We start from the raw sequence: 20486 nt of genomic DNA, 5'->3' as shown, positions 1-20486 counted from the left end.
AGCAAATTCAAACTCGTAATTGCTTTAACACACGGCTCCGACAGCGCAAAACAAAACCCCCGGCAAAGCGGCCGGGGGTTTGGGATATTGATCTTTTAAGCGCAAGCCGATCAGTCAGTCAGGTCTTTCCAGATTTCTTTCATCTTGGAAAAGAACCCTTCGCTTTCCGGGCTGGACCCCTGTTCGCGCGAAATCTCGTCGAATTCCTCAAGCAGTTCTTTCTGACGGTCTGTCAGATTAACCGGGGTTTCGACGCTGACTTCGACAAACATGTCCCCACGCGCCTGCGAGCGCAGGATGCTCATGCCTTTGCCACGCAGACGAAGCTGCTGACCGGACTGGGTACCTGCCGGGATATTGATCCGGGTGCGCGTGCCTTCGATGGTCGGCACCTCGATGGTGCCACCAAGGGCAGCCTTGCCCATCGGGATCGGAATCCGGCAATACAGGTTGGCCCCTTCGCGCTGGAAGAAGCGGTGATGCCCGATATCAAGGAAGATATACAAATCACCCGGAGGCGCACCATTGGTGCCCGCCTCGCCCTCGCCCGCCAAGCGAATGCGTGTGCCGTCTTCGACACCGGCCGGGATGGTGACCTGAAGGGTCTTTTCCTTTTCGACGCGACCAACACCGTGGCAGGATTTGCACGGGTTCTTGATAATCTTGCCTTTGCCATGGCAGCTCGGGCAGGTGCGTTCAATGGTAAAGAAGCCCTGCTGTGCGCGAACCTTGCCGTGACCATTACAGGTCGGGCAATTGACCGGCTGCGAACCGGATTCGGCACCGGTACCGTCACAGCTGTCGCACGAAACAGACCCCGGAATGGTAATCTCGGCCTTTTTGCCTTCGAACGCTTCTTCAAGCGTGATCGCCATGTTGTAGCGCAGATCCGCCCCACGGGACGATCCACCGCCACCGCGGCGTCCGCCGCCCATGGCGCCAAAGATCTCGTCAAAGACGTCGGCAAAACCGCCGCCGCCAAATCCACCGCCGAAGCCACCACCAAAGCCGCCGCTACCGGGGCCGCCCTGTTCAAAGGCAGCATGGCCAAAACGGTCATAGGCCGCGCGCTTTTCCTGATCCTTCAGGACCTCGTAAGCTTCGCTGACCTGTTTGAATTTGACTTCAGCTTCGGTATCGCCCGGATTTTTGTCCGGGTGGTATTTCATCGCTTGCTTGCGATAGGCGCTTTTCAGCTCGGCTGCGCTGGCATCCTTACTGACACCCAACAGCTCGTAATAATCTTCTTTCGCCATCTGTAACTCCGAAATACGGTCGGGCCGTTCCAGCAAATTCTTGCGTCCGGAACGGCCCGATTTTTCTTTACAGGGCGTCGTTCAAGACGACCTCTGCGGTCGCCTTACTTGTCTTTTTTGTTGTCATCGACTTCTTCGAAGTCGGCGTCAACAACACCGTCGTCGGCCTGTGCAGAGGCATCAGCGTCCGCCGCGTCACCTGCGCCAGCTTCTTCCTGCTGGGCCTGATACATGGCTTCGCCAAGTTTCATCGAGGCCTGCTGCAGTTCGTTCAGCTTGGTGGTGATGGCTTCGGCATCTTCACCGTCCTTGGCTTCTTTCAAAGCCGACAGGGCGTTTTCGATGTCCGACTTGGTCGCGTCGTCAACCTTGTCACCATGCTCCGAAAGGTTCTTTTCGGTGGCGTGGATAATGGCTTCTGCCTGGTTGCGGGCTTCGACAAGGGCCTTGCGCTTTTTATCCGCTTCGGCGTTGCTTTCCGCATCCTTGACCATGTTTTCGATCTCGTCATCGGAAAGACCACCAGATGCCTGGATACGGATCTGCTGTTCCTTGTTGGTCGCCTTGTCTTTGGCAGACACGTTGACGATACCGTTGGCGTCGATGTCAAAGGTCACTTCAATCTGCGGTACACCGCGCGGTGCCGGCGGGATACCAACCAGATCGAACTGGCCAAGCATCTTGTTGTCAGCCGCCATTTCACGTTCACCCTGGAAGACGCGGATGGTCACGGCCGTCTGATTGTCTTCAGCGGTCGAGAAGGTCTGCGACTTGCGGGTCGGGATCGTGGTGTTACGGTCGATCAGGCGGGTGAAGACACCACCAAGGGTCTCGATACCGAGCGACAGCGGGGTCACGTCAAGCAGAAGAACGTCTTTGACGTCACCCTGCAGAACACCACCCTGAATCGCGGCACCAAGGGCAACAACCTCATCCGGGTTCACACCTTTGTGCGGGTCACGGCCAAAGAACTCTTTAACGCGTTCCTGAACCTTCGGCATACGGGTCATGCCGCCGACCAGAATAACGTCATCAATTTCACCAGCAGTAATGCCGGCATCTTTGAGCGCTGCCTTGCACGGGGTCATGGTGCGTTCGATCAGATCGCCAACCAGACCTTCAAGCTTCGCACGCGACAGCTTGATGTTCAGGTGTTTCGGGCCAGATGCGTCTGCGGTGATAAACGGCAAGTTCACATCGGTCTGCATCGACGAGGACAGCTCGATCTTGGCTTTCTCGGCAGCTTCTTTCAGACGCTGCAGGGCCAGACGGTCTTTGCGCAGGTCGATCTGCTGTTCTTTTTTGAACTCGTCAGCAAGGTAATCAATGATCTGTTTGTCGAAGTCTTCACCACCAAGGAAGGTATCACCGTTGGTCGATTTAACTTCGAAAACGCCATCGCCGATTTCCAGAACCGACACGTCAAAGGTACCACCACCAAGGTCATAAACGACCACGGTGCCACCGTCTTTCTTGTCCAGACCATAGGCCAGTGCAGCTGCGGTCGGCTCGTTGATGATACGTTTGACTTCAAGACCCGCAATCTTGCCGGCGTCTTTGGTTGCCTGGCGCTGGGAGTCGTTGAAGTATGCCGGAACGGTAATCACGGCTTCGGTTACCGGCTCACCCAGATGGGCTTCTGCGGTTTCCTTCATTTTCTGAAGCACCATGGCTGCGATCTGGCTCGGCGCCATTTTCTCGCCATTGACTTCAACCCATGCATCGCCGTTTTCGCCCGATACGATTTTGTACGGAACGAGATCCTTGTCCTTTTCGACTTCCGGATCGCCGTAACGACGACCGATCAGACGTTTAATGGCAAACAGGGTGTTTTCCGGGTTGGTGACTGCCTGGCGTTTCGCCGGCTGACCGACAAGGCGTTCACCATCATCGGTGAAAGCGACCATTGACGGGGTGGTACGAGCACCTTCGCTGTTTTCAATCACACGGCCTTCTTTGCCGTCCATGACTGCTACGCACGAGTTGGTGGTGCCAAGGTCGATACCAATAATCTTACCCATAGTAAGTTCCTCTTTTAGCGGCCGGTCCGTCCCGCAGCCTCCGAAATGAAGCGCCGCGCAGGACCTCCTGGGACCAATGGTTGTAATACACGTAATTTTTCTGGGGCTTCTTCGTTACCCCGCGAACCTATATATGAAAGTCGCCACAAAGTCGCAAGCGGTCAAAGTGGGGAATCTTGGCTGTTTTTTGCCTTCAAACCGCATTTTTGATCCGATCAACCGCATTTCAGGCCCGATAAACCGGCGCAATGGGCAAGAAAAGCCGGTTTTTAAGGCACAAAACCCGGCTTTCGAATTGCTTCATAACCGGGTTGCAAAACACTCAGATCACGGGCCTCAGATCGGAATATCGGCAGGATTACAGCGGGTTTGGCGCAACACGGTCTCAAGCCTGTGCGCCAGATTTTCCTTTTCGTCTGGCCCAAGAAAACGCGCAATTTCCAGACTTTTACCGTGCGTGCGCAAAAACAGCGCGGCTTGTTCATCCTCACCGCGTTCCAACACCACACGCAGCCAATAAGGCTGAAAATCAAATTCCTCGCGTTCGCCACGTACCGAAATCCGCGTCACCCGAAGGTTGCCTGCTGCAAGTTCGATCCGTTCTTCCTGACGGGCGGAACGAAAACTGAAATAGAACGCCAGTGACAGCAAGATAACATCAAGCCCCAAAAACCCGATCACCGGCCAAGCACCCACCGACCAAAAGATAAACCCGATGGTCGTGGTGAGTGCGGCTATGAACAGCACAATATTGCGGGCAGCCCGGCGCGACAGCGATCGCGGCGGAAACAGATCCACCCGAAAGATCGGTTTTGCTGAACGCGGCACGTTTGGCATGTAAGTTACCTGTTGCTGGATATCCGATTGTGCGCCGGGGCACAGGACAGCTGCAATCAAAATTCGATTTTTCACCCCTCACAGTTTATATAGTTTGCAACGCGTAAATCGGATCAGGGGTTGCGCAACAACGCCGCCCCCGCCCCAACTATCGATACATAAAAAGAGATCGCAGCCCATGGCCCGCCCGATGAACAAAGCCGCCATCGAAGAGTTTTTCCAGCGTCTGTCCGATGCAGATCCGGAACCGAAAGGGGAACTTGATTACACCAATCCCTATACCCTTCTGGTCGCGGTTGCCCTCTCGGCACAGGCGACAGATGTCGGGGTGAACAAGGCGACCAAAAAGCTGTTTCAGATCGTCTCGACCCCGCAGGACATGCTTGATCTTGGCGAAGAAGCATTGATCGAGCACATCAAGACCATCGGGCTTTATCGTGGCAAGGCCAAGAACGTGATGGCGGCGGCCAAAATCCTTGTGGAAAAGCATGGCGGCATTGTCCCCAACGATCAGGAAGCGCTCGAAGAACTCCCTGGTGTCGGCCGCAAGACCGCCAATGTGGTACGTAACATCGCCTGGGGTGAGCACACCATGGCGGTTGATACCCATATCTTCCGGCTTGGCAATCGTACCGGCATGGCCAATGGCAAAACGGTTCTGGCGGTTGAAAAGGCGCTGCTGAAAAAGGTTCCGGCCCGCTTCATGACCCATGCCCATCACTGGCTGATCCTGCATGGGCGCTATATCTGCAAGGCGCGCAAGCCGCGCTGTGGCGACTGCATCGTCAATGATCTGTGCAATTACAAAGACAAAACGCCTGCCGGGGCTTGATCCGACAGGCGTTTAAAAGGTCTGGGCTTATCAAGTCGTGATCAGAAGACCTGATCGAAGCTTGCCGGGGCAGGTGCAATGACCTTTGCACCATCGGGCTGAACTTGCATGATGGCATAGCCACGTTCGGATTGACCATCCGGGGTCAGACGGAAGATACCGTCCACACCGACAAATCCACTTGGGTTGGTCAGAGTCTGCTGGCTCATATTGTTTTCATCACGCGCCATAAGGGCCGCCAAAGCCGTGCTGTCATAAGCAAGGCTTGAAATGCGCGGCGGCTGGCTGCCAAAGGTGCGCTCAAAACGAGCCGCAAACAGTTCCCAGTTTTCCGGGTTGGGGGCGGCAAAAATCCCGCCCTTAAGCGCCGGTTCGGCAAACAGGCCCGGATCGTTCCAGCCAAACGTTCCGATAAACTGCACCACAGATGGATCAACATCGAAATAGGCCAAAAGCGAGGAAACCTGACGCAACTCGCCACCGGTGGCCGGCAGGATCAGGGCATCAAAATCAAGCTCACCAAAGGTATCGACCCCTTCAAGACGCCTTAGCGCGCGCTTGGACCCGGCACTGCCATCGGCTTCAAGCTGCGCCTTGTGTGCGCGCAAGTTCGCACGCCGCGCGTCATAATTGGCAAAGTCCCGAATGGTTTGCTGCAGATCTTCCGAACCGGGCTGATAGAACGCGACCCGGCCAAGGGTCCCGCCAACGCGTGAGACAACGGTATTAAGTCCGCTTGCGATCTGGCGGCCATAATCGTTTTGCGGCAGAAGGGCTGCGAAACGGTAACGCCCTTGCGTCGTGGCATAGCCAGCCGCACGCGCAATCTGATCTTCGGGGATCAGGCCATTGACCCAAACACCGCTTTCCGCCACCCGACGATTGTTGGAAAAGGCCACCACCGGCACATTTGCCGATTTGGCAACTTCGCTGGCCCCACTGACCGATTCGGCAAATAGCGGGCCAAGGATCATCTTGGCACCGGCATCGACGGCCTCGCGCGCGGCATTCTGCCCGCCCTGATAGGTGCCAGCGGTATCGATCGGCATCAGGATGAAGTCATCACCGGCAATGTCAAACATGGCGAGTTCAGCAGCATGGCGCATCGCACGGCCCAGTTCGCCGTGCTGACCTGACAGCGGCAACAACAACGCAACCCGCTTTTCAAAAACAGCCGCATCGTCATTATAAAGCAACGGCAGCTCAGCGCCCTCACCCTCGGGCAAGGCAGCATCACTTGGCCACGGGCTGGCATCAGGGATCAGGCCCTGATTGGGGGCACTGTTCGGATCAACGGTATTGCCGCCTGGCTGATTGGCACTTTCAACCGGCGCCCCATCACGTTGCATGCCGAAAAGGTCCGTGATACTCGTGGTCGCATTACAAGCGGTCAGCCCGAAAGAGAGGACAACCACAGATGCCGTCCGGCGCGCAATCCGGCCCCCAGCCGGAAATAGATCCGAAAACCGATCCCGATCTGACAACGCCTGACACGGCAGCGCCTCTTTCTGCATCCGATTCTTTGACGGATGACGTTTCGGACAACCCACTCTCACCTCCAGATAAGTCGTTTCGTCCGCAGGGTAATGCGGGCGAGGGTGCAAGTAAACATGATGAAAGCCATTTGCCGCTTTCAGCTGGTCTTTATCTTGTCGCTACTCCAATCGGAAATTTGGGCGATATTACGTTCAGGGCGCTTGAAATCCTCAAACGTGCCGATGTCATCCTGTGTGAAGACACCAGAACGTCGGGGAAATTGCTGTCGCGATATGGCGTGAAAACCAAGCGAATCGCCTATCACGAACATAACGCGGCAAAGATGCGCCCCGAAATCATGGACCGTCTGGGCAAGGGTCAGGGCCTTGCCCTTATTTCCGATGCCGGAACACCCTTGATCAATGATCCGGGCTACAAACTTGTACGCGACTGCAAGGCAGAAGGGTTCACTGTCACCGCCGCCCCGGGTGCGGCGTCACCGATTGTTGCGCTGATCCTGTCTGGCCTGCCGAGCGATCATTTCTTTTATGCCGGCTTCCTGCCGCCCAAATCGATGGCGCGCAAAAAGGAACTGGCGCGCTTTGCCCCGATCCCGGGCAGCCTGATCTTTCTTGAAAGTCCCAAGCGACTGGCCGCAAGCCTAACCGACATGGCCGAAATGCTGGGGGGCACACGCGAAGCCGCCGTGACCCGCGAACTAACCAAAATGTTTGAAGAAGTCCGCAATGGCACACTTGCCGATCTGGCGGCGTATTATAATGAGGCCGGCGCGCCGAAAGGCGAGATCGTGGTGGTTGTCGGACCGGCCGATGCCAGCGAAAACGAACCAAGTGCCGAAGACATCGACGCGCGCTTGAGCGAACTGATCAAAACCCACCGCACCAAGGACGCCGCCGATATCCTTGCCAAGGAGACCGGTCTTAAGAAGCGCGACCTTTATAACCGTGCCCTTGAACTCGCCAAGTCGGACCCGGATTGATCATGACCCGATCCCGTCCTGTGCATGATGATACATCAAGTCGCAAGCGGGCGGAAAAGGCCGGACGCCGGGCGGAAAAACTTTGTGAATTCTGGTTGCGGCTTAAGGGCTATCGCATTCTGGCCATCCGCCACAAAAGCCCGGTCGGTGAAATCGATATCATTGCCAGACGCGGAAATGTCATGGTCGCGATTGAGGTCAAAAATCGCACAGACCGCACAACCGCCCTGCATGCCATTACCCCAAGACAACAAAACCGCATCGCCCGTGCCCTTGAATCTTACGCGGGCAAGATCGGCCACACGGGTGACCTTCGCCTTGATCTGATGATTGTTCGAAATTGGGGCAGGATCGAGCATCTCAGGAATGCCTGGCAGGTTTCTTAAGCAGGCATTCCCGCAGTTTGTTGGCCTCAGGGATGCATTTTCGCACCCTTGGTGATCTTATCCACACTGCGCTTATCGGCATGAATGCCAATACCAACAAACTTTGCCGTTTCAGGATCCGCGTTGGCAAAAACATCCCGATTGGCCGCATCGTGGCCGGTGGCAAACATTTCCTCGATATAGGCCGATACCCGGACACCGCGGTTTAAGGCGCGCTGATGGATTTTCGCAATGGTATCCCCATCGGCGGCCAGAACGATGGCGGGCTGGCGCGACAGCGGGTTATAGATATTCTGGTTGGCGTCGATATAGGGCTCACCGATGATATCGGGGGTTTGGGCAACAATGCCGCTCATCAGGAAGGCCGTCACATTCAGGGATTGCCAAGTTTCAAGGTCATTGCGCAAAATCAGGGCGACTTTGGTATCAAACATTCACTTCCTCCAATCGGTCGGATGATCCGGTAATGAAAGAAGCAATAGAACAGGCAGATGATCGCGGTATTGAACGTTTGTGCAAAAAGCACGAACGCTTCGTTGCGGCCCCGACCGCACCGGGGATCGAGCGGATCGAAGCCCTGTTCTATGGCAATATGTTCACCCCCCATCGCCACGATACCTATGCGCTGGGCATCACCTTAAAAGGTGTCCAGACCTTTAATTATCGCGGGGAATTTCGCGCCAGCAATCCGGGCAATATCATCATCCTGCATCCTGACGAGCTGCATGACGGCGGGGCTGGAACCGAGGACGGCTTGCAATATCGCATGCTGTATCTTGAACCAGCCTTGTTGCGATCGGGCCTTGATCACGAAGCCGATCCCCTGCCCTTTGTCGGTGAACCGGTTATTCAGGACCCGGTTTTGTGGTCGATCATGGCATCGGCTTTAGGGGAACTTGAAAGCGACATGGATCCGCTTTTGCGCGATCAGTTTGTCAGCGACATCGCCCGGCGCCTGTCATTGCATGCCAAGGCGCCGCTTAAACGCCCGCGCTTTACGGCCAACCAAAGCATGGAGCAGGTGCGCGCCTTTCTGGAAGATAACTTTGACCGCCCGGTACAATCTGACGAGCTTGAACAAGTTGCCGGTATGGACCGTTTTCGCCTGATCCGGCATTTCCGTGCACGGTTCGGAACCACACCCTATCGATACTTGATGATGCGTCGCCTGCAAAAGGCGCGGGCGTTGATGATGATTGGGCAACCCCTGGCCGGAATTGCCGCCGAAACCGGATTTGCCGATCAAAGCCATTTCAACCGCCATTTCCGCCAGACTTATGGTGTGTCACCCGGGCGTTGGGCGGAATTATTCGCCAGCAACACCCTGTGATCGTCGCCCTGTTACATCGATTTCAGGCACGAATTTGCAGAAAAATGCATTTTTGCTGATAAACCGGCCAGTGTTTTAAGTCTCTTTAACCCCCGCGGGCCATGATGGGTGATGTAAGACTTGGGGGAACTGGACGAGACATCCGTTAATGTCACCAATAAGAATGGTCAATCGGCCACTTGGCTTTGCCAGGGCACTTCTGCTGACGGGTATGTGCATTTTGCCGCTTTCGGGATGCACGCCTACATCCGTTGTGCTCGGAGCTGGCGCAACCGCCGGTGTTGCCGCCTTTCAGGAACGCGGCTTTAACGGTGCAGTCAGTGATACGGCAATCACCGCCCAGATCTGGCAGAAGTTTCTGGCACAGGACGAAAAACTGTTTCTCGATATCGAGATTGAAGTGGTTGAAGGCGAAGTTCTTTTGGCCGGTCAGGTGCCCACCGTGGCTGATCAACTTGAAGCTGTGCGCCTAAGCTGGCAGGTTAGCGGGGTCAAAAGTGTTCATAATGAGATTGAGATCGGTGACGGCCTGACGCTTGTTGATAGTGCAAGTGATCTGTTGATCACCACCAAGATCAAGACTGCATTGATGTTTGATGGTGATGTTTTCGCCATCAATTACAGCGTCGAGACCGTCAATGGCACCGTCCATCTGATGGGAATTGCCCAGGACGACCATGAACGCAGTCGCGTGATTTCACATGCCCGGGACACCAGCTATGTCAAACGGGTTGTCAGTCATATCCGTCTGAAAGACGATGCCATCCGACAAGGAACCTGAGCCATCAGTACCGTAAGCCACATAACAGCACCGACCGATCCGGATCGCCAATGGCTTGTCGATTATGGCAAGGGCCAGAAACCTGACGCCAGCGTGGCGGAGGCAGCCCTGCATTTTGCCCGTCTGAATCAATCGAACGGCACCCATAAACGCGATGTCGCGCCGTTCATTGCGATTTTGGATGATCTCGCCGATCAGGTCCGTGCCGAGTTGGCCGGTCTGACCTTGCAGCCCGATCTTGCCACCGACGGCACGGATCAGCAGGCCCTGCCGGTTGATGACAAGGAAGCCGAACCGACCATTGATCAGGTCGTGCGCGCCTTGCAGACCGTGATTGCCGAACGCAATGGCTTTCAGGGGGATGAGGAAAACTATGATGACATTGCCAATGCCGATCTGATGCAGGTGATTGAGCGTAAGCGCGGCCTGCCGGTTGCCCTTGGCATGCTCTATATCCACGCGGCCATGCGGTGCGGTATTGCCGTCACCGGCATTGATTTTCCCGGTCATTTCCTGCTGCGTGTGCAGGCAAATGGCAAACGCAAGATGATCGACCCGTTCCACGGCGCGATCAGTCTCGGCCCGGCCGAATTACGTGAATTGCTGAAGTCATTCAGTGGCCTTGATGCCGAACTGGCACCCCATCATTACCGGCCGTCATCCGATATCGATATTTTGTTACGACTTCAAAACAACATAAAGGTACGGGCGCTTCGCGCCGGTGAACTGGAGCTCGCAACCCGTGTTGTTGAACACAGTTTGCTGATCGCGCCGGACCATGAAGGGCTCTGGCATCAGCTTGGCGCGCTCTATGCCCGCCTTGACCAGGACCATATGGCGCTTGGTGCGTTTGAACAGTTCGTCAAACGCTGCGAAGACCCGCTTCATCGCGCCCGGATCGAAGCAGTAATCGAAGAATTGTATGAAAGGGTCCGCCATGAAGCGGGCCCCGGAACCGCAAATACAGAAAAGAACAAGGTCGTGCCGGATTACACCGACAAGGACGACACCGGATCGGCAGCCGACAATGCGCCGATCCCGCTTTTCCCTGATAAATAACCCCGAAATAGCGCCCAAAAATCCTGTGCTGCGTGCCGGAAATGTCGCATTTGGCGAGATGTGCCAGATCAACTTCGCGCCAGCTCATCTGGCAACGGAATAGCCATTTTCCATGTGTAGGGTTAATTAAAGTTATTTATATATCGCATTATAGCATTTGTCATTTGCATCTATCCAAAGACAAACCGGTTTGTCTTGAAACCTCTCCGTCGCAAAACAGGGCGAATTGGCACCTCAAAATCATATAAATCTTCTTGTTTCGGTATTTTTGCGGGGTTTTCGCACCATTTGCGCGCTGTTACCTGCGAAAAGCCTAAACAAAGCCCGAACCGTTGATTTCCGGGGCTTTGCGCCCGGCCGTTCTTGGCAGTGCGCATTCAAAATCAATTTTTGCAGTCGTGCCCCGTAAATTCGAACCGGATCCAGATCGAATTTCACCGATCAACACTTAAAAAAACATCTTTTGCAGTTTTTTGACGAGGTTAAGGACAGGTTAAACGACCGGGCACGAAACAGTTGCAAAGCTTGCACCGAAAATCGCATTGCCTATACTCCGCAACAGTCAGTATCAGCGGCACTGAAAATGATCGCGGCCAACGCACGCGCGGCTTGGCCTAACGACTTTTCACTGTGCCGTATACATCAGGGTCTGAGCCCACATAACCGCAGGAATTTACTATATGAACGACACCAAATTCGACGTCGTCGGGATCGGCAACGCCATTGTCGACGTCCTTGCCCACTGCAAGGAAGAAGACCTTGCGCGTCTTGAGCTTGTCAAAAACGCCATGACCCTGATTGATGCCGACCGGGCCGATGCGCTTTATGACCAGATGGGCCCGGGCCTTGAAATGTCGGGCGGATCAGCTGGCAATACGATGGCTGGCATCGCAGCCCTTGGCGGCAAGGGTGCCTATATCGGCAAGGTGCGTGATGATCAGCTGGGCCAGGTTTTCCGCCATGACATCCGTGCGATTGGTGTCGCGTTTGATTCTGCGGCTGCGACCGAGGGTTCCCCGACCGCGCGTTGCCTGATCTTTGTCACCCCGGACGGTCACCGTACCATGAACACCTTCCTCGGTGCCTGCACGGAGCTTGGCCCGGATGATATTGACGAAGATCTGATCAAATCCGCCAAAGTCACCTACATGGAAGGCTATCTGTGGGATCGCCCCGAAGCCAAGGATGCTTTTGTTAAGGCCGCCAAGGTTGCCCATGATGCCGGCCGTCAGGTTTCGATCAGCCTGTCTGATTCCTTCTGCGTTGATCGCCACCGCGAATCCTTCCGCGAACTGGTCGACGACCATATCGACGTCCTGTTTGCCAATGAGGAAGAAATCAAGTCGCTTTACGAGGTCGAGACCTTTGAAGAAGCACTGGCAGAAGTCCGCAAGCATTGCCGTGTTGCAGCCCTGACCCGCAGTGAAAAGGGTGCGGTCATCGTAAGCCAGGACGAACTTTATGAAATCAGCGCCGAACCGGTCGCCAAAGTGGTCGACACCACGGGTGCTGGCGATCTGTTCGCGTCGGGCTTCCTGTATGGCTACACCCAGGGTCACACCCTTGAGATCTGTGGTCAGCTGGGTGCGATCTGTGCGGCCGAGGTGATTTCGCATATGGGCGCGCGCCCGGACGCGGATCTCAAGGAACTGATCGCAAAGGCACTCTGATCACTCTTTTATATAAAGAGTACGGATGTTTGAAAGATTTCACGGGACGGCAACATTTCGTTGCCGTCCCGTTTTTTCTGCCGCGAAGGCCGGGTTTGCATGGCGCTGCAGCGCAACACAATCATTGACTTTGTCCAGAGTTTGGCGCAAACAGCCCGCATTGCAGAATAATCAACCCGACATGGCGCTTACAACGCTGGCCTTTCGCCTTAACATTGGCTATGACAGGGCGGCCTTCGGGTATATCTGCACGATTACGATCCGGGCCAGTAAACATTCAGCACATACGTTGATGTGGGTTTCCCACCGGTGATACCGGCGGCGGCAACCATCGCGCTTGTTGCTGAATATCTACTGGCCTTGAAACACTTACTTACTGACCGATGCGCATGGGCATGACCCGGCGCGCGGCATTTTTATTTCTGGAGTCCGCGCCCATGAGCTTGCGCAATATCGCCATCATCGCCCACGTTGACCACGGCAAAACCACGCTGGTCGATTCCATGTTCCGCCAGTCCGGTGTCTATCGTGACAACCAGCGTGTTGACGAACGCGCCATGGACAGCAACGACCTGGAACGTGAACGTGGCATCACCATCGTCGCGAAACCGACGGCCGTTCAGTGGGGCGAAACCCGTGTAAACATCGTCGATACCCCGGGCCACGCCGATTTCGGTGGTGAAGTCGAACGTATCCTGTCCATGGTTGAAGGTGTTGTCCTGCTGGTTGACTCGGCCGAAGGCCCGATGCCGCAGACCAAATTCGTTCTGGGCAAGGCGCTTAAACTCGGTCTGAAGCCGATTGTGATCATCAACAAGATCGACCGTCCGGACCAGCGCGCCGAGGAAGTCCTCGACGAGATTTTCGATCTGTTCGTATCGCTCGAAGCATCCGAAGAACAGCTCGACTTCCCGGTTCTTTACGCATCCGGCCGTGACGGCTGGGCAGCTGAAAACCCGGAAGGCCCGAAAGAAAACCTGACCCCGCTGATGGAACTGGTTCTGAGCCACGTTCCGGCACCGGACGTTGATGAAAAAGCACCGTTTGCCATGCTGGCAACCATGCTGCATGCCGATAACTTCCTAGGTCGTATTCTGACCGGTCGTGTTTATCAGGGCCGTGCGAAACTCAACATGCCGGTGAAGGTTATTCGTGGCGATGGCACGGTTGAAACCGGCCGTCTGTCGAAACTGATGGGCTTCCGCGGTCTGGAACGTGTCCCGCAGGAAGAAGCCGTTGCCGGTGACATCATCGCGATTGCCGGTCTGACCGAAGCAACCGTGGCGGACACCATCTGCTCCACCGAAGTTACCACCGCAATCGAGAGCCAGCCGATCGATCCGCCGACCCTGGCGATGACCTTCTCGGTCAACAACTCGCCGCTGGCCGGTCAGGAGGGCGACAAGGTTACCTCGCGCATGATCCGTGCCCGTCTGGAACGCGAAGCCGAAGGCAACATCGCGATCAAGATCGGTGAAACCGAAGACAAGGACGCGTTTGAAGTTGCCGGTCGTGGTGAACTTCAGCTGGGCGTTCTGGTGGAAACCATGCGTCGCGAAGGGTTCGAACTTTCGATCTCGCGTCCGCGCGTTCTGTTCAAGGAAATCGACGGCGTTCTGTCCGAACCGTTCGAAGAAGTCCAGGTTGACGTTGACGAGGAATATTCCGGCGTCGTGGTCGAGAAAATGAGCCTGCGCAAGGCTGAAATGACCGACATGCGTTCTTCTGGTGGTGGCAAGACCCGTATCATCTTTATTGCGCCGTCGCGTGGCCTGATCGGGTATCACGGTGAATTCCTGACCGATACCCGCGGTACCGGCGTTATGAACCGCGTGTTCCATTCCTATGGCCCGGTCAAGGGCTCTATCGCTGGCCGTCGTAACGGTGCGCTGATCTCCAACGATCAGGGCGAAGCAGTAGCCTATGCCCTGTTTAACCTTGAAGATCGTGGCATCATGTTCATCGAACATGGCGAACGCGTCTATCAGGGCATGATCATCGGTGAACACAACCGTGACAACGACCTTGAAGTCAACGTGCTCAAGGGCAAGAAGCTGACCAACGTTCGTGCATCGGGCAAGGACGAAGCTGTTACGCTGACCCCGCCGCGCCGTATGTCGCTTGAAGAAGCGCTGTCTTACATTCAGGACGACGAACTGGTCGAAGTGACCCCGAAAAGCGTTCGTATCCGTAAGCTGCACCTTGATCCGAACGTGCGTAAGCGCGAAAGCCGCAAGAAAGAAGGCTAAGCCTTTCTCTTGCCAAGCCGAATTCAAAAAGGCCGGTCCATATGGATCGGCCTTTTTGCTGTTCGCGTTTTCGCCACACAGCCCGATGTTTCGGCTTTCCTTAACCTGTTTGCCCTAGCTTCATGACAGCATGCTTCAAGTTGGGGGAAATCGATGCGCAGCGCAGAAAAACGAAGCTGGGGCGAGGCCTTTGGGGCCTTTATTCATCCGCGCGTGATCACGATGCTGTTTCTGGGATTGTCGGCCGGCATTCCCATCCTTCTGATTTTCTCCACCCTGTCGATCTGGCTGCGCGAAGCGGGTGTGGATCGTTCCACCGTCACCTATTTCAGCTGGGCGGCACTTGGCTATTCCTTCAAGTTTGTCTGGGCGCCGCTGATTGATCGGCTGCCCTTGCCGGTTTTGCACGGCATTCTGGGCCGTCGGCGTAGCTGGCTGATCATTGCCCAGGGCGGCATCATCGCCGCCATCCTGTGGATGGGACTGACTGACCCTGCAGAAAACCTGACCATGATGGCCTTTGCCGCAGTTGCCCTTGGTTTTGCCTCGGCCACCCAGGACATTGTTATTGATGCCTATCGCATCGAGGCCGCCGATGCCGACCTTCAGGCGATGATGAGTTCGGCCTATATCGGCGGCTATCGCATTGGCATGATCGTCGCTGGTGCCGGGGCCCTGACCATTGCCGGATTGTTTGAAGCCGAAGGTACCTATCAACACCATGCCTGGACGGTGGCCTATGCCTGCATGGCACTTGCGATGTGTGTGGGCGTGATCACCACCCTTCTTGTCAGCGAGCCCAAGGTCGTAAAGCTCGACAGCAAATATTTCCACGAAACATCTGACTATGTCCGGTTTCTGGCGATGTTCGCGCTTACCGTCATCGCCTTCATTCTTGCCAATGTCTATGCCGGGGAAATCACCAATCCGCTGAAAACCGCCCTGACTGACGGCGGCATGATCAGCGAGCTGTCAGGCTTCATTGCCGGTACTGTCAAACTGGCCATTTCGGTCGGATTTGCCATCCTTGTTGCCTGGCTCACCACCCGGGTTGGCCTGACACCGACCGGCATGGTTCAGGAAACCTACATCTCGCCGGTCAAGGACTTCATTGACCGATATGGCAAGGCCGCCATCGTCATCCTGGCCCTGATCGGGGTGTATCGCATCGCCGATATCGTCATGGGCGTGATGGCCAACGTGTTTTACACCGACCTTGGTTATTCCAAGGAAGAAATCGCCGCCGTTTCCAAGACATTCGGCCTGTTCATGACCATTGGCGGCAGTTTCCTGGGCGGTGTTCTGTCTGTCCGCTATGGCGTGGTGCGGATCCTGTTTCTTGGCGCGTTGTTATCGGCGATCACCAATATCCTGTTTGCCTTCATGGCACAGCTTGGCCCGGACACCACGATGTTTGTCGTTGTCATCATGGCCGATAACCTGTCGGGTGGTCTCGCAACGGCAGCCTTCATCGCCTATCTGTCGGGCCTGACCAATATCTCGTTCACGGCCATGCAGTACGCGATCTTCAGTTCGATCATGACCCTGTTCCCTAAAATCCTTGCCGGCTTCTCGGGCACGGTGGTTGATGCGGTCGGATATTGCTGGTTCTTTATCGGCACAGCTGTGATCGGCATTCCGGTGCTTTATCTTGTTGTTCTGGCCGCGCGCCTGACCGACGTAAAGGACCCCGAAGAGCCCAAGACCGCAGAAGCCTGATCAGATCAGAAACCGAATCCGGCCCACCGACGGGTCCACTATCCCAAAACAAAACCGGACGCCCAATCAGGCGTCCGGTTTTTTAAATCTTGTGTCTGTTACGGGGGTTACCCGCCACTCACTGACCTTTTCAGGCGGCCTGTTCGGCCTCGTCCTGGGTCAGCAATGCGTAAATCGCATCTGCAGATCCGGCACCGCGGAGCTTGTCGCACATGCCCTGATTGCGCAGCAGACGGGAAATCCGTGCCAGTGCTTTCAGGTGATCGGCACCGGCTTCTTCGGGCGCAATCAGCATGCAGAAAAGGTCGACCGGGTGTTCATCAACCGCGTCAAACTCGATCGGATTGCCTGCACGGGCAAAGACCATATACAGGCGGTCCAGATCATTGAGCTTGCCATGCGGAATCGCGACACCGCCACCGACACCGGTACTGCCAAGCTTTTCACGGTCAAGCAGGACAGAGAAAATCTCGCTTGCAGGACGGCCGGTAACTTCGGCGGCCTTTTCGGCAAGTTCCTCAAGCACAGCCTTCTTCGCACCGGCACGCAGTGCCGGAATAACTCCGGACGGAGTAAGAATAGATGATATGTCCATTTTTCGCGTTGCGTTGTTTGGCTCGGAATCTGTGTCTGTCACGCGCCACTCGCTTCATTATCGTTTGGGTCCAACCAGCCGATATTTCCGTCCGAGCGACGGTAGACAACGTTCAGTCCGCCATGTTTGCCATTCCGGAACATCAGTGCCGGAATGTCCCCCAAGTCGAGCCGCATGACAGCTTCCCCAACGGAAAGCGTATCGATGCGATCGGGTGTCTCGGCAACAATCACTGGCTCGAAGCCATTTGTGTGATTATCGTCCGTTTGATCTTCATCTTCCTGTGCAATCACATAGTGGATCGCCTCCAGGCGAGCCTCCTCATAGTGGTCACGGGTTGCGTGATGATCACGCAGGCGCCGTTTATAACGCCGCAACTGTTTGGCCACTCTGTCACAGGCGGCATCAAACGCGGGATAAACCTCGTTCGCTGATGCCTTGGCCTGAACCATCATGCCCTTGCCGACATGGACCGAAATCTGCGCGTGATAGAGATGTGCCTGTTTGGTGACGGTCACCGTGGCTTCAATCGCGTGATCGAAATACTTCTCTACTGCAGGGCCCAAGGTCTCGACGACGTGCTGGCGAAAAGCATCGCCAACGTCAAGTTGCTTACCGATAACCGTAATTTGCATGGATCGCCTATCCCCGGTTGAGTGACATACCAGTTTGGTGCCCCTCTCGTAGGTGGGCGCACCATATTCCCTCGTCATTACCAAGTCAAGATATGGGTATGTTCCCTTGAATTACAGCACCTTAAGGTGCGTTTTTTCGATAAATTCGTGCTAGGAAGCACGTGATTTTTTCTCGCGCCGACGCTGCACTGACGATGGGATGCGCATCGCTTCGCGGTATTTTGCCACTGTTCGACGCGCGATGTCGATCCCTTCCTTGCCCAGAAGCTCAACCAGTTTGTCATCCGACAAAATCTTCTTGGGTTCTTCGTTGTCGATCAAGGACTTGATCCGATGACGCACTGCTTCGGACGAATAGGCGTCCCCACCATCTGAAGATGAAATTGCCGTGGTGAAGAAATATTTCAGCTCGAACATGCCGCGCGGCGTCGACATGAATTTGCCGTTGGTCACACGTGAAACCGTACTTTCATGCATGCCGATTGCTTCGGCGATGTCGCGCAGGATCAGTGGCCGCAGATGCGCAACCCCGTGGGTAAAGAACCCGTCCTGCTGACGCACGATTTCGCTGGCCACCTTCATGATCGTGGTCGCGCGCTGATGCAGCGCCTTGACCAGCCAGTTGGCACTTTGCAGCTTCTCACTCATGAAGCCGCGCTCTTCGCGATCGCGCAGGCCCGAGCCGATTTGGGCGACATAGTCTTCATTGACCAGAACCCGCGGCAGGGCTTCGGAATTCAGTTCCAGATGCCAGTTGCCATTGCCCGCCGCACGCATCAAAACGTCCGGGATCACCGGGGTTGCGATTTCGCCATCGGCGGTCTTGCCCGGGCGCGGATCAAGGGTTTTGATCTCGGCGATCATGTCATGAAGATCATCCGAATCGACGCCGCATACCCGACGCAGGCGATCAGAGTCCCGCTTGGCCAGCAAATCAAGATTGGCCAGAAGGGCTGCCATCGCCGGATCAAACCGGTTGAGTTCGCGCAGTTGCAATTCCAGACATTCAGCCAGATCGCGGGCAAAAATGCCAACCGGGTCAAAGCCCTGCATGACCTTCAGAACGCGTTCGACATCCGCGATATCGCATTCAAGGGATTCGGAAACTTCATCAAGATCGCCGCTGATATAGCCATTTTCATCAAGCATATCGATCAGGTAACTGCCGATCATACGCGACGTGGCATCGGCAAAGGCGATATTGAGCTGATCATCAAGGGTCTGGCGCAATGTTGCTTCATCGGCCAGCGTCTGCTCAAGCCCCGGAAGGTCATCCCCACCCGCGGCCGAACCGCCAGCACCGCCACCGGCCCCACCACTATAGGGCGCGGAATAATCATGACTGCCTGAAACCGGTTCGCCGTTACGAGTGATTTCACCTTCGCCGCCATAAAGCGCGTCACTTGAAACATCAAGTGGGCCGTCATCACTGCCCATGGTTTCGCTTGACGTCAGGCGATCCGTGCCGAACCGGTCATCGCGGTCAGTGAAATTGTCGTTTGATCGGCTATCAAGGCCTTCATCGCCATTGCCAACCGCACCATCACCGGCCTCGGCATAAGTCTGGCCGGGATCGGCCCGCTCCAACAGCGGGTTTTCCATCAGTTCACTGTCGATGAAATTGGAAAGCTCAATATTATTGAATTGCAGCAGTTTGATTGCCTGCTGCAGCTGGGGAGTCATGACAAGTGACTGGGACTGGCGTAGATCCAGACGCGCCTTCAGGGCCATTTATGCACTACCCCGTGTCAATCCGAACTCCCCCTAGACTTGGTTGACGGTCTGGTGGGTGTTATCAAAGGCTGAAACGATCGCCCAGATAAACCCTTCGTACATCGTCGTTTCTGACGATTTCCTCAGGACCACCTTCCATCAGAACCCGACCATCATGCAAGATATATGCCCGGTCGATAATGTCTAGAGTCTCGCGCACATTGTGGTCAGTAATCAAGACCCCAATGCCACGATCTTTCAGATGACGTACAAGATCGCGAATATCCCCCACTGCAATCGGGTCAATCCCGGCAAGTGGTTCATCAAGCAGAACAAAGTTCGGATGGGCTGCCAGGGCACGCGCGATCTCGCAACGACGGCGTTCCCCGCCCGAAAGGGCAAGGGCCGGTGTGCGGCGCAAATGTTCGATGGCAAATTCTGCCAGAAGGTCTTCAAGAGACTGTTCGCGCTTGATGCGGTCATCCTCGACCACTTCAAGCACGGCCATGATGTTCTGTTCAACCGTCATGCCGCGGAAGATCGAGGCTTCCTGAGGCAAATAGCCGATTCCCATGCGCGCACGCTGATACATCGGCATCATGGTGATATCGCGCCCATCAAGGGAGATCGTGCCACGGTCTGCGGCAATCAGGCCGGTAATGATATAAAAACTGGTGGTCTTGCCAGCCCCGTTCGGCCCCAGAAGACCGACCGCTTCGCCGCGCTGCACCGAAACCGAGACATCTTTCAGCACCGGGCGCTTTTTAAAGCTCTTGCCCAGATTATGCGCCACAAGACCCTTGTTGGTGGTGATCAGGCGCGGGCCGCTTGCCCCGCCGTCAGTTGGCTGTGCGCTGCCAGATACAGCTGTCGCCTTTGCGTTGTCGGATTTTACGCTTTTGCGCGACCAGAACAAATGACCGACCT

At 55.6% G+C, this 20486-nt stretch carries 18 protein-coding genes; 9 read left to right on the top strand and 9 right to left on the bottom strand.

Annotation, left to right across the window (positions count from 1 at the left end):
* Window positions 1–110: 110 nt before the first annotated feature.
* The 3 genes from dnaJ to AC5Q5A_RS01240 form a co-directional block, all read right to left on the bottom strand.
* Window positions 111–1256: a molecular chaperone DnaJ gene (dnaJ, locus tag AC5Q5A_RS01250; protein ID WP_493894058.1), complete on the bottom strand. Its 1146-nt coding sequence runs from the start codon at window positions 1254–1256 to the stop codon at window positions 111–113.
* Between the two features lie 104 nt (window positions 1257–1360).
* The gene (dnaK, locus tag AC5Q5A_RS01245) at window positions 1361–3277 is read right to left on the bottom strand and encodes a molecular chaperone DnaK (RefSeq protein WP_493894057.1); all 1917 of its coding nucleotides are present in this window, start codon (window positions 3275–3277) and stop codon (window positions 1361–1363) included.
* A gap of 336 nt (window positions 3278–3613) precedes the next feature.
* On the bottom strand, window positions 3614–4114 hold the full coding sequence (locus AC5Q5A_RS01240) for a DUF2244 domain-containing protein (protein ID WP_493894056.1): 501 nt from the start codon (window positions 4112–4114) through the stop codon (window positions 3614–3616).
* A 190-nt stretch (window positions 4115–4304) separates the two neighbouring features.
* Between AC5Q5A_RS01240 and nth the strand changes: the two genes are divergently transcribed.
* Window positions 4305–4946, top strand: a complete 642-nt coding sequence (nth, locus tag AC5Q5A_RS01235) for an endonuclease III (RefSeq protein WP_063086839.1) — start codon at window positions 4305–4307, stop codon at window positions 4944–4946.
* 41 nt (window positions 4947–4987) lie between these two features.
* Here the strand turns inward: nth and AC5Q5A_RS01230 are convergent, their stop codons facing one another.
* Window positions 4988–6295, bottom strand: coding sequence for a penicillin-binding protein activator (locus tag AC5Q5A_RS01230; protein WP_338186843.1), 1308 nt, complete (start codon window positions 6293–6295; stop codon window positions 4988–4990).
* Window positions 6296–6363: 68 nt separating this feature from the next.
* Here AC5Q5A_RS01230 and rsmI point away from each other — a divergent pair, with 68 nt between their 5' ends.
* A complete protein-coding gene (rsmI, locus tag AC5Q5A_RS01225) occupies window positions 6364–7422 on the top strand; it encodes a 16S rRNA (cytidine(1402)-2'-O)-methyltransferase (RefSeq protein WP_493894055.1) in 1059 nt (352 codons plus the stop codon).
* Window positions 7423–7424: 2 nt separating this feature from the next.
* The gene (locus AC5Q5A_RS01220) at window positions 7425–7808 is read left to right on the top strand and encodes a YraN family protein (RefSeq protein ID WP_493894054.1); all 384 of its coding nucleotides are present in this window, start codon (window positions 7425–7427) and stop codon (window positions 7806–7808) included.
* Window positions 7809–7834: 26 nt separating this feature from the next.
* Here the strand turns inward: AC5Q5A_RS01220 and AC5Q5A_RS01215 are convergent, their stop codons facing one another.
* Entirely contained in the window at window positions 7835–8242 is a 408-nt protein-coding gene (locus AC5Q5A_RS01215) for a DUF2000 family protein (protein WP_197146280.1), read from the bottom strand.
* Window positions 8243–8274: 32 nt separating this feature from the next.
* On the opposite strand from AC5Q5A_RS01215, the gene AC5Q5A_RS01210 reads away from it, so the two are divergent.
* The 6 genes from AC5Q5A_RS01210 (at window position 8275) to AC5Q5A_RS01185 (ending at window position 16616) form a co-directional block, all read left to right on the top strand.
* Entirely contained in the window at window positions 8275–9138 is an 864-nt protein-coding gene (locus tag AC5Q5A_RS01210; RefSeq protein WP_493894053.1) for an AraC family transcriptional regulator, read from the top strand.
* A 148-nt stretch (window positions 9139–9286) separates the two neighbouring features.
* Window positions 9287–9919: a BON domain-containing protein gene (locus tag AC5Q5A_RS01205; RefSeq protein WP_143588679.1), complete on the top strand. Its 633-nt coding sequence runs from the start codon at window positions 9287–9289 to the stop codon at window positions 9917–9919.
* 93 nt (window positions 9920–10012) lie between these two features.
* Window positions 10013–10978, top strand: a complete 966-nt coding sequence (locus tag AC5Q5A_RS01200) for a SirB1 family protein (protein WP_493894052.1) — start codon at window positions 10013–10015, stop codon at window positions 10976–10978.
* Window positions 10979–11658: 680 nt separating this feature from the next.
* On the top strand, window positions 11659–12648 hold the full coding sequence (locus AC5Q5A_RS01195) for an adenosine kinase (protein ID WP_008888691.1): 990 nt from the start codon (window positions 11659–11661) through the stop codon (window positions 12646–12648).
* A 437-nt stretch (window positions 12649–13085) separates the two neighbouring features.
* On the top strand, window positions 13086–14897 hold the full coding sequence (typA, locus tag AC5Q5A_RS01190; protein ID WP_063086392.1) for a translational GTPase TypA: 1812 nt from the start codon (window positions 13086–13088) through the stop codon (window positions 14895–14897).
* A gap of 153 nt (window positions 14898–15050) precedes the next feature.
* The gene (locus AC5Q5A_RS01185) at window positions 15051–16616 is read left to right on the top strand and encodes an AmpG family muropeptide MFS transporter (protein ID WP_493894051.1); all 1566 of its coding nucleotides are present in this window, start codon (window positions 15051–15053) and stop codon (window positions 16614–16616) included.
* Window positions 16617–16746: 130 nt separating this feature from the next.
* Here AC5Q5A_RS01185 and ptsN read toward each other — a convergent pair whose 3' ends face one another.
* The 4 genes from ptsN to lptB form a co-directional block, all read right to left on the bottom strand.
* Window positions 16747–17211 carry a PTS IIA-like nitrogen regulatory protein PtsN gene (gene ptsN, locus AC5Q5A_RS01180; protein ID WP_008888694.1) on the bottom strand — a complete coding sequence of 155 codons (465 nt, stop codon included), beginning with the start codon at window positions 17209–17211 and terminating at the stop codon, window positions 16747–16749.
* 38 nt (window positions 17212–17249) lie between these two features.
* A complete protein-coding gene (gene hpf, locus AC5Q5A_RS01175; protein WP_493894050.1) occupies window positions 17250–17846 on the bottom strand; it encodes a ribosome hibernation-promoting factor, HPF/YfiA family in 597 nt (198 codons plus the stop codon).
* A gap of 150 nt (window positions 17847–17996) precedes the next feature.
* A complete protein-coding gene (rpoN, locus tag AC5Q5A_RS01170; RefSeq protein WP_493894049.1) occupies window positions 17997–19577 on the bottom strand; it encodes an RNA polymerase factor sigma-54 in 1581 nt (526 codons plus the stop codon).
* A gap of 64 nt (window positions 19578–19641) precedes the next feature.
* Entirely contained in the window at window positions 19642–20475 is an 834-nt protein-coding gene (gene lptB, locus AC5Q5A_RS01165; RefSeq protein ID WP_008888697.1) for an LPS export ABC transporter ATP-binding protein, read from the bottom strand.
* Between the last annotated feature and the right edge of the window lie 11 nt (window positions 20476–20486).

The sequence above is a fragment of the Thalassospira sp. CA1 genome (assembly GCF_059052855.1).
Note: the sequence above shows the minus strand (reverse complement) of the source record. Positions and strands in the feature narration are given on the sequence as shown.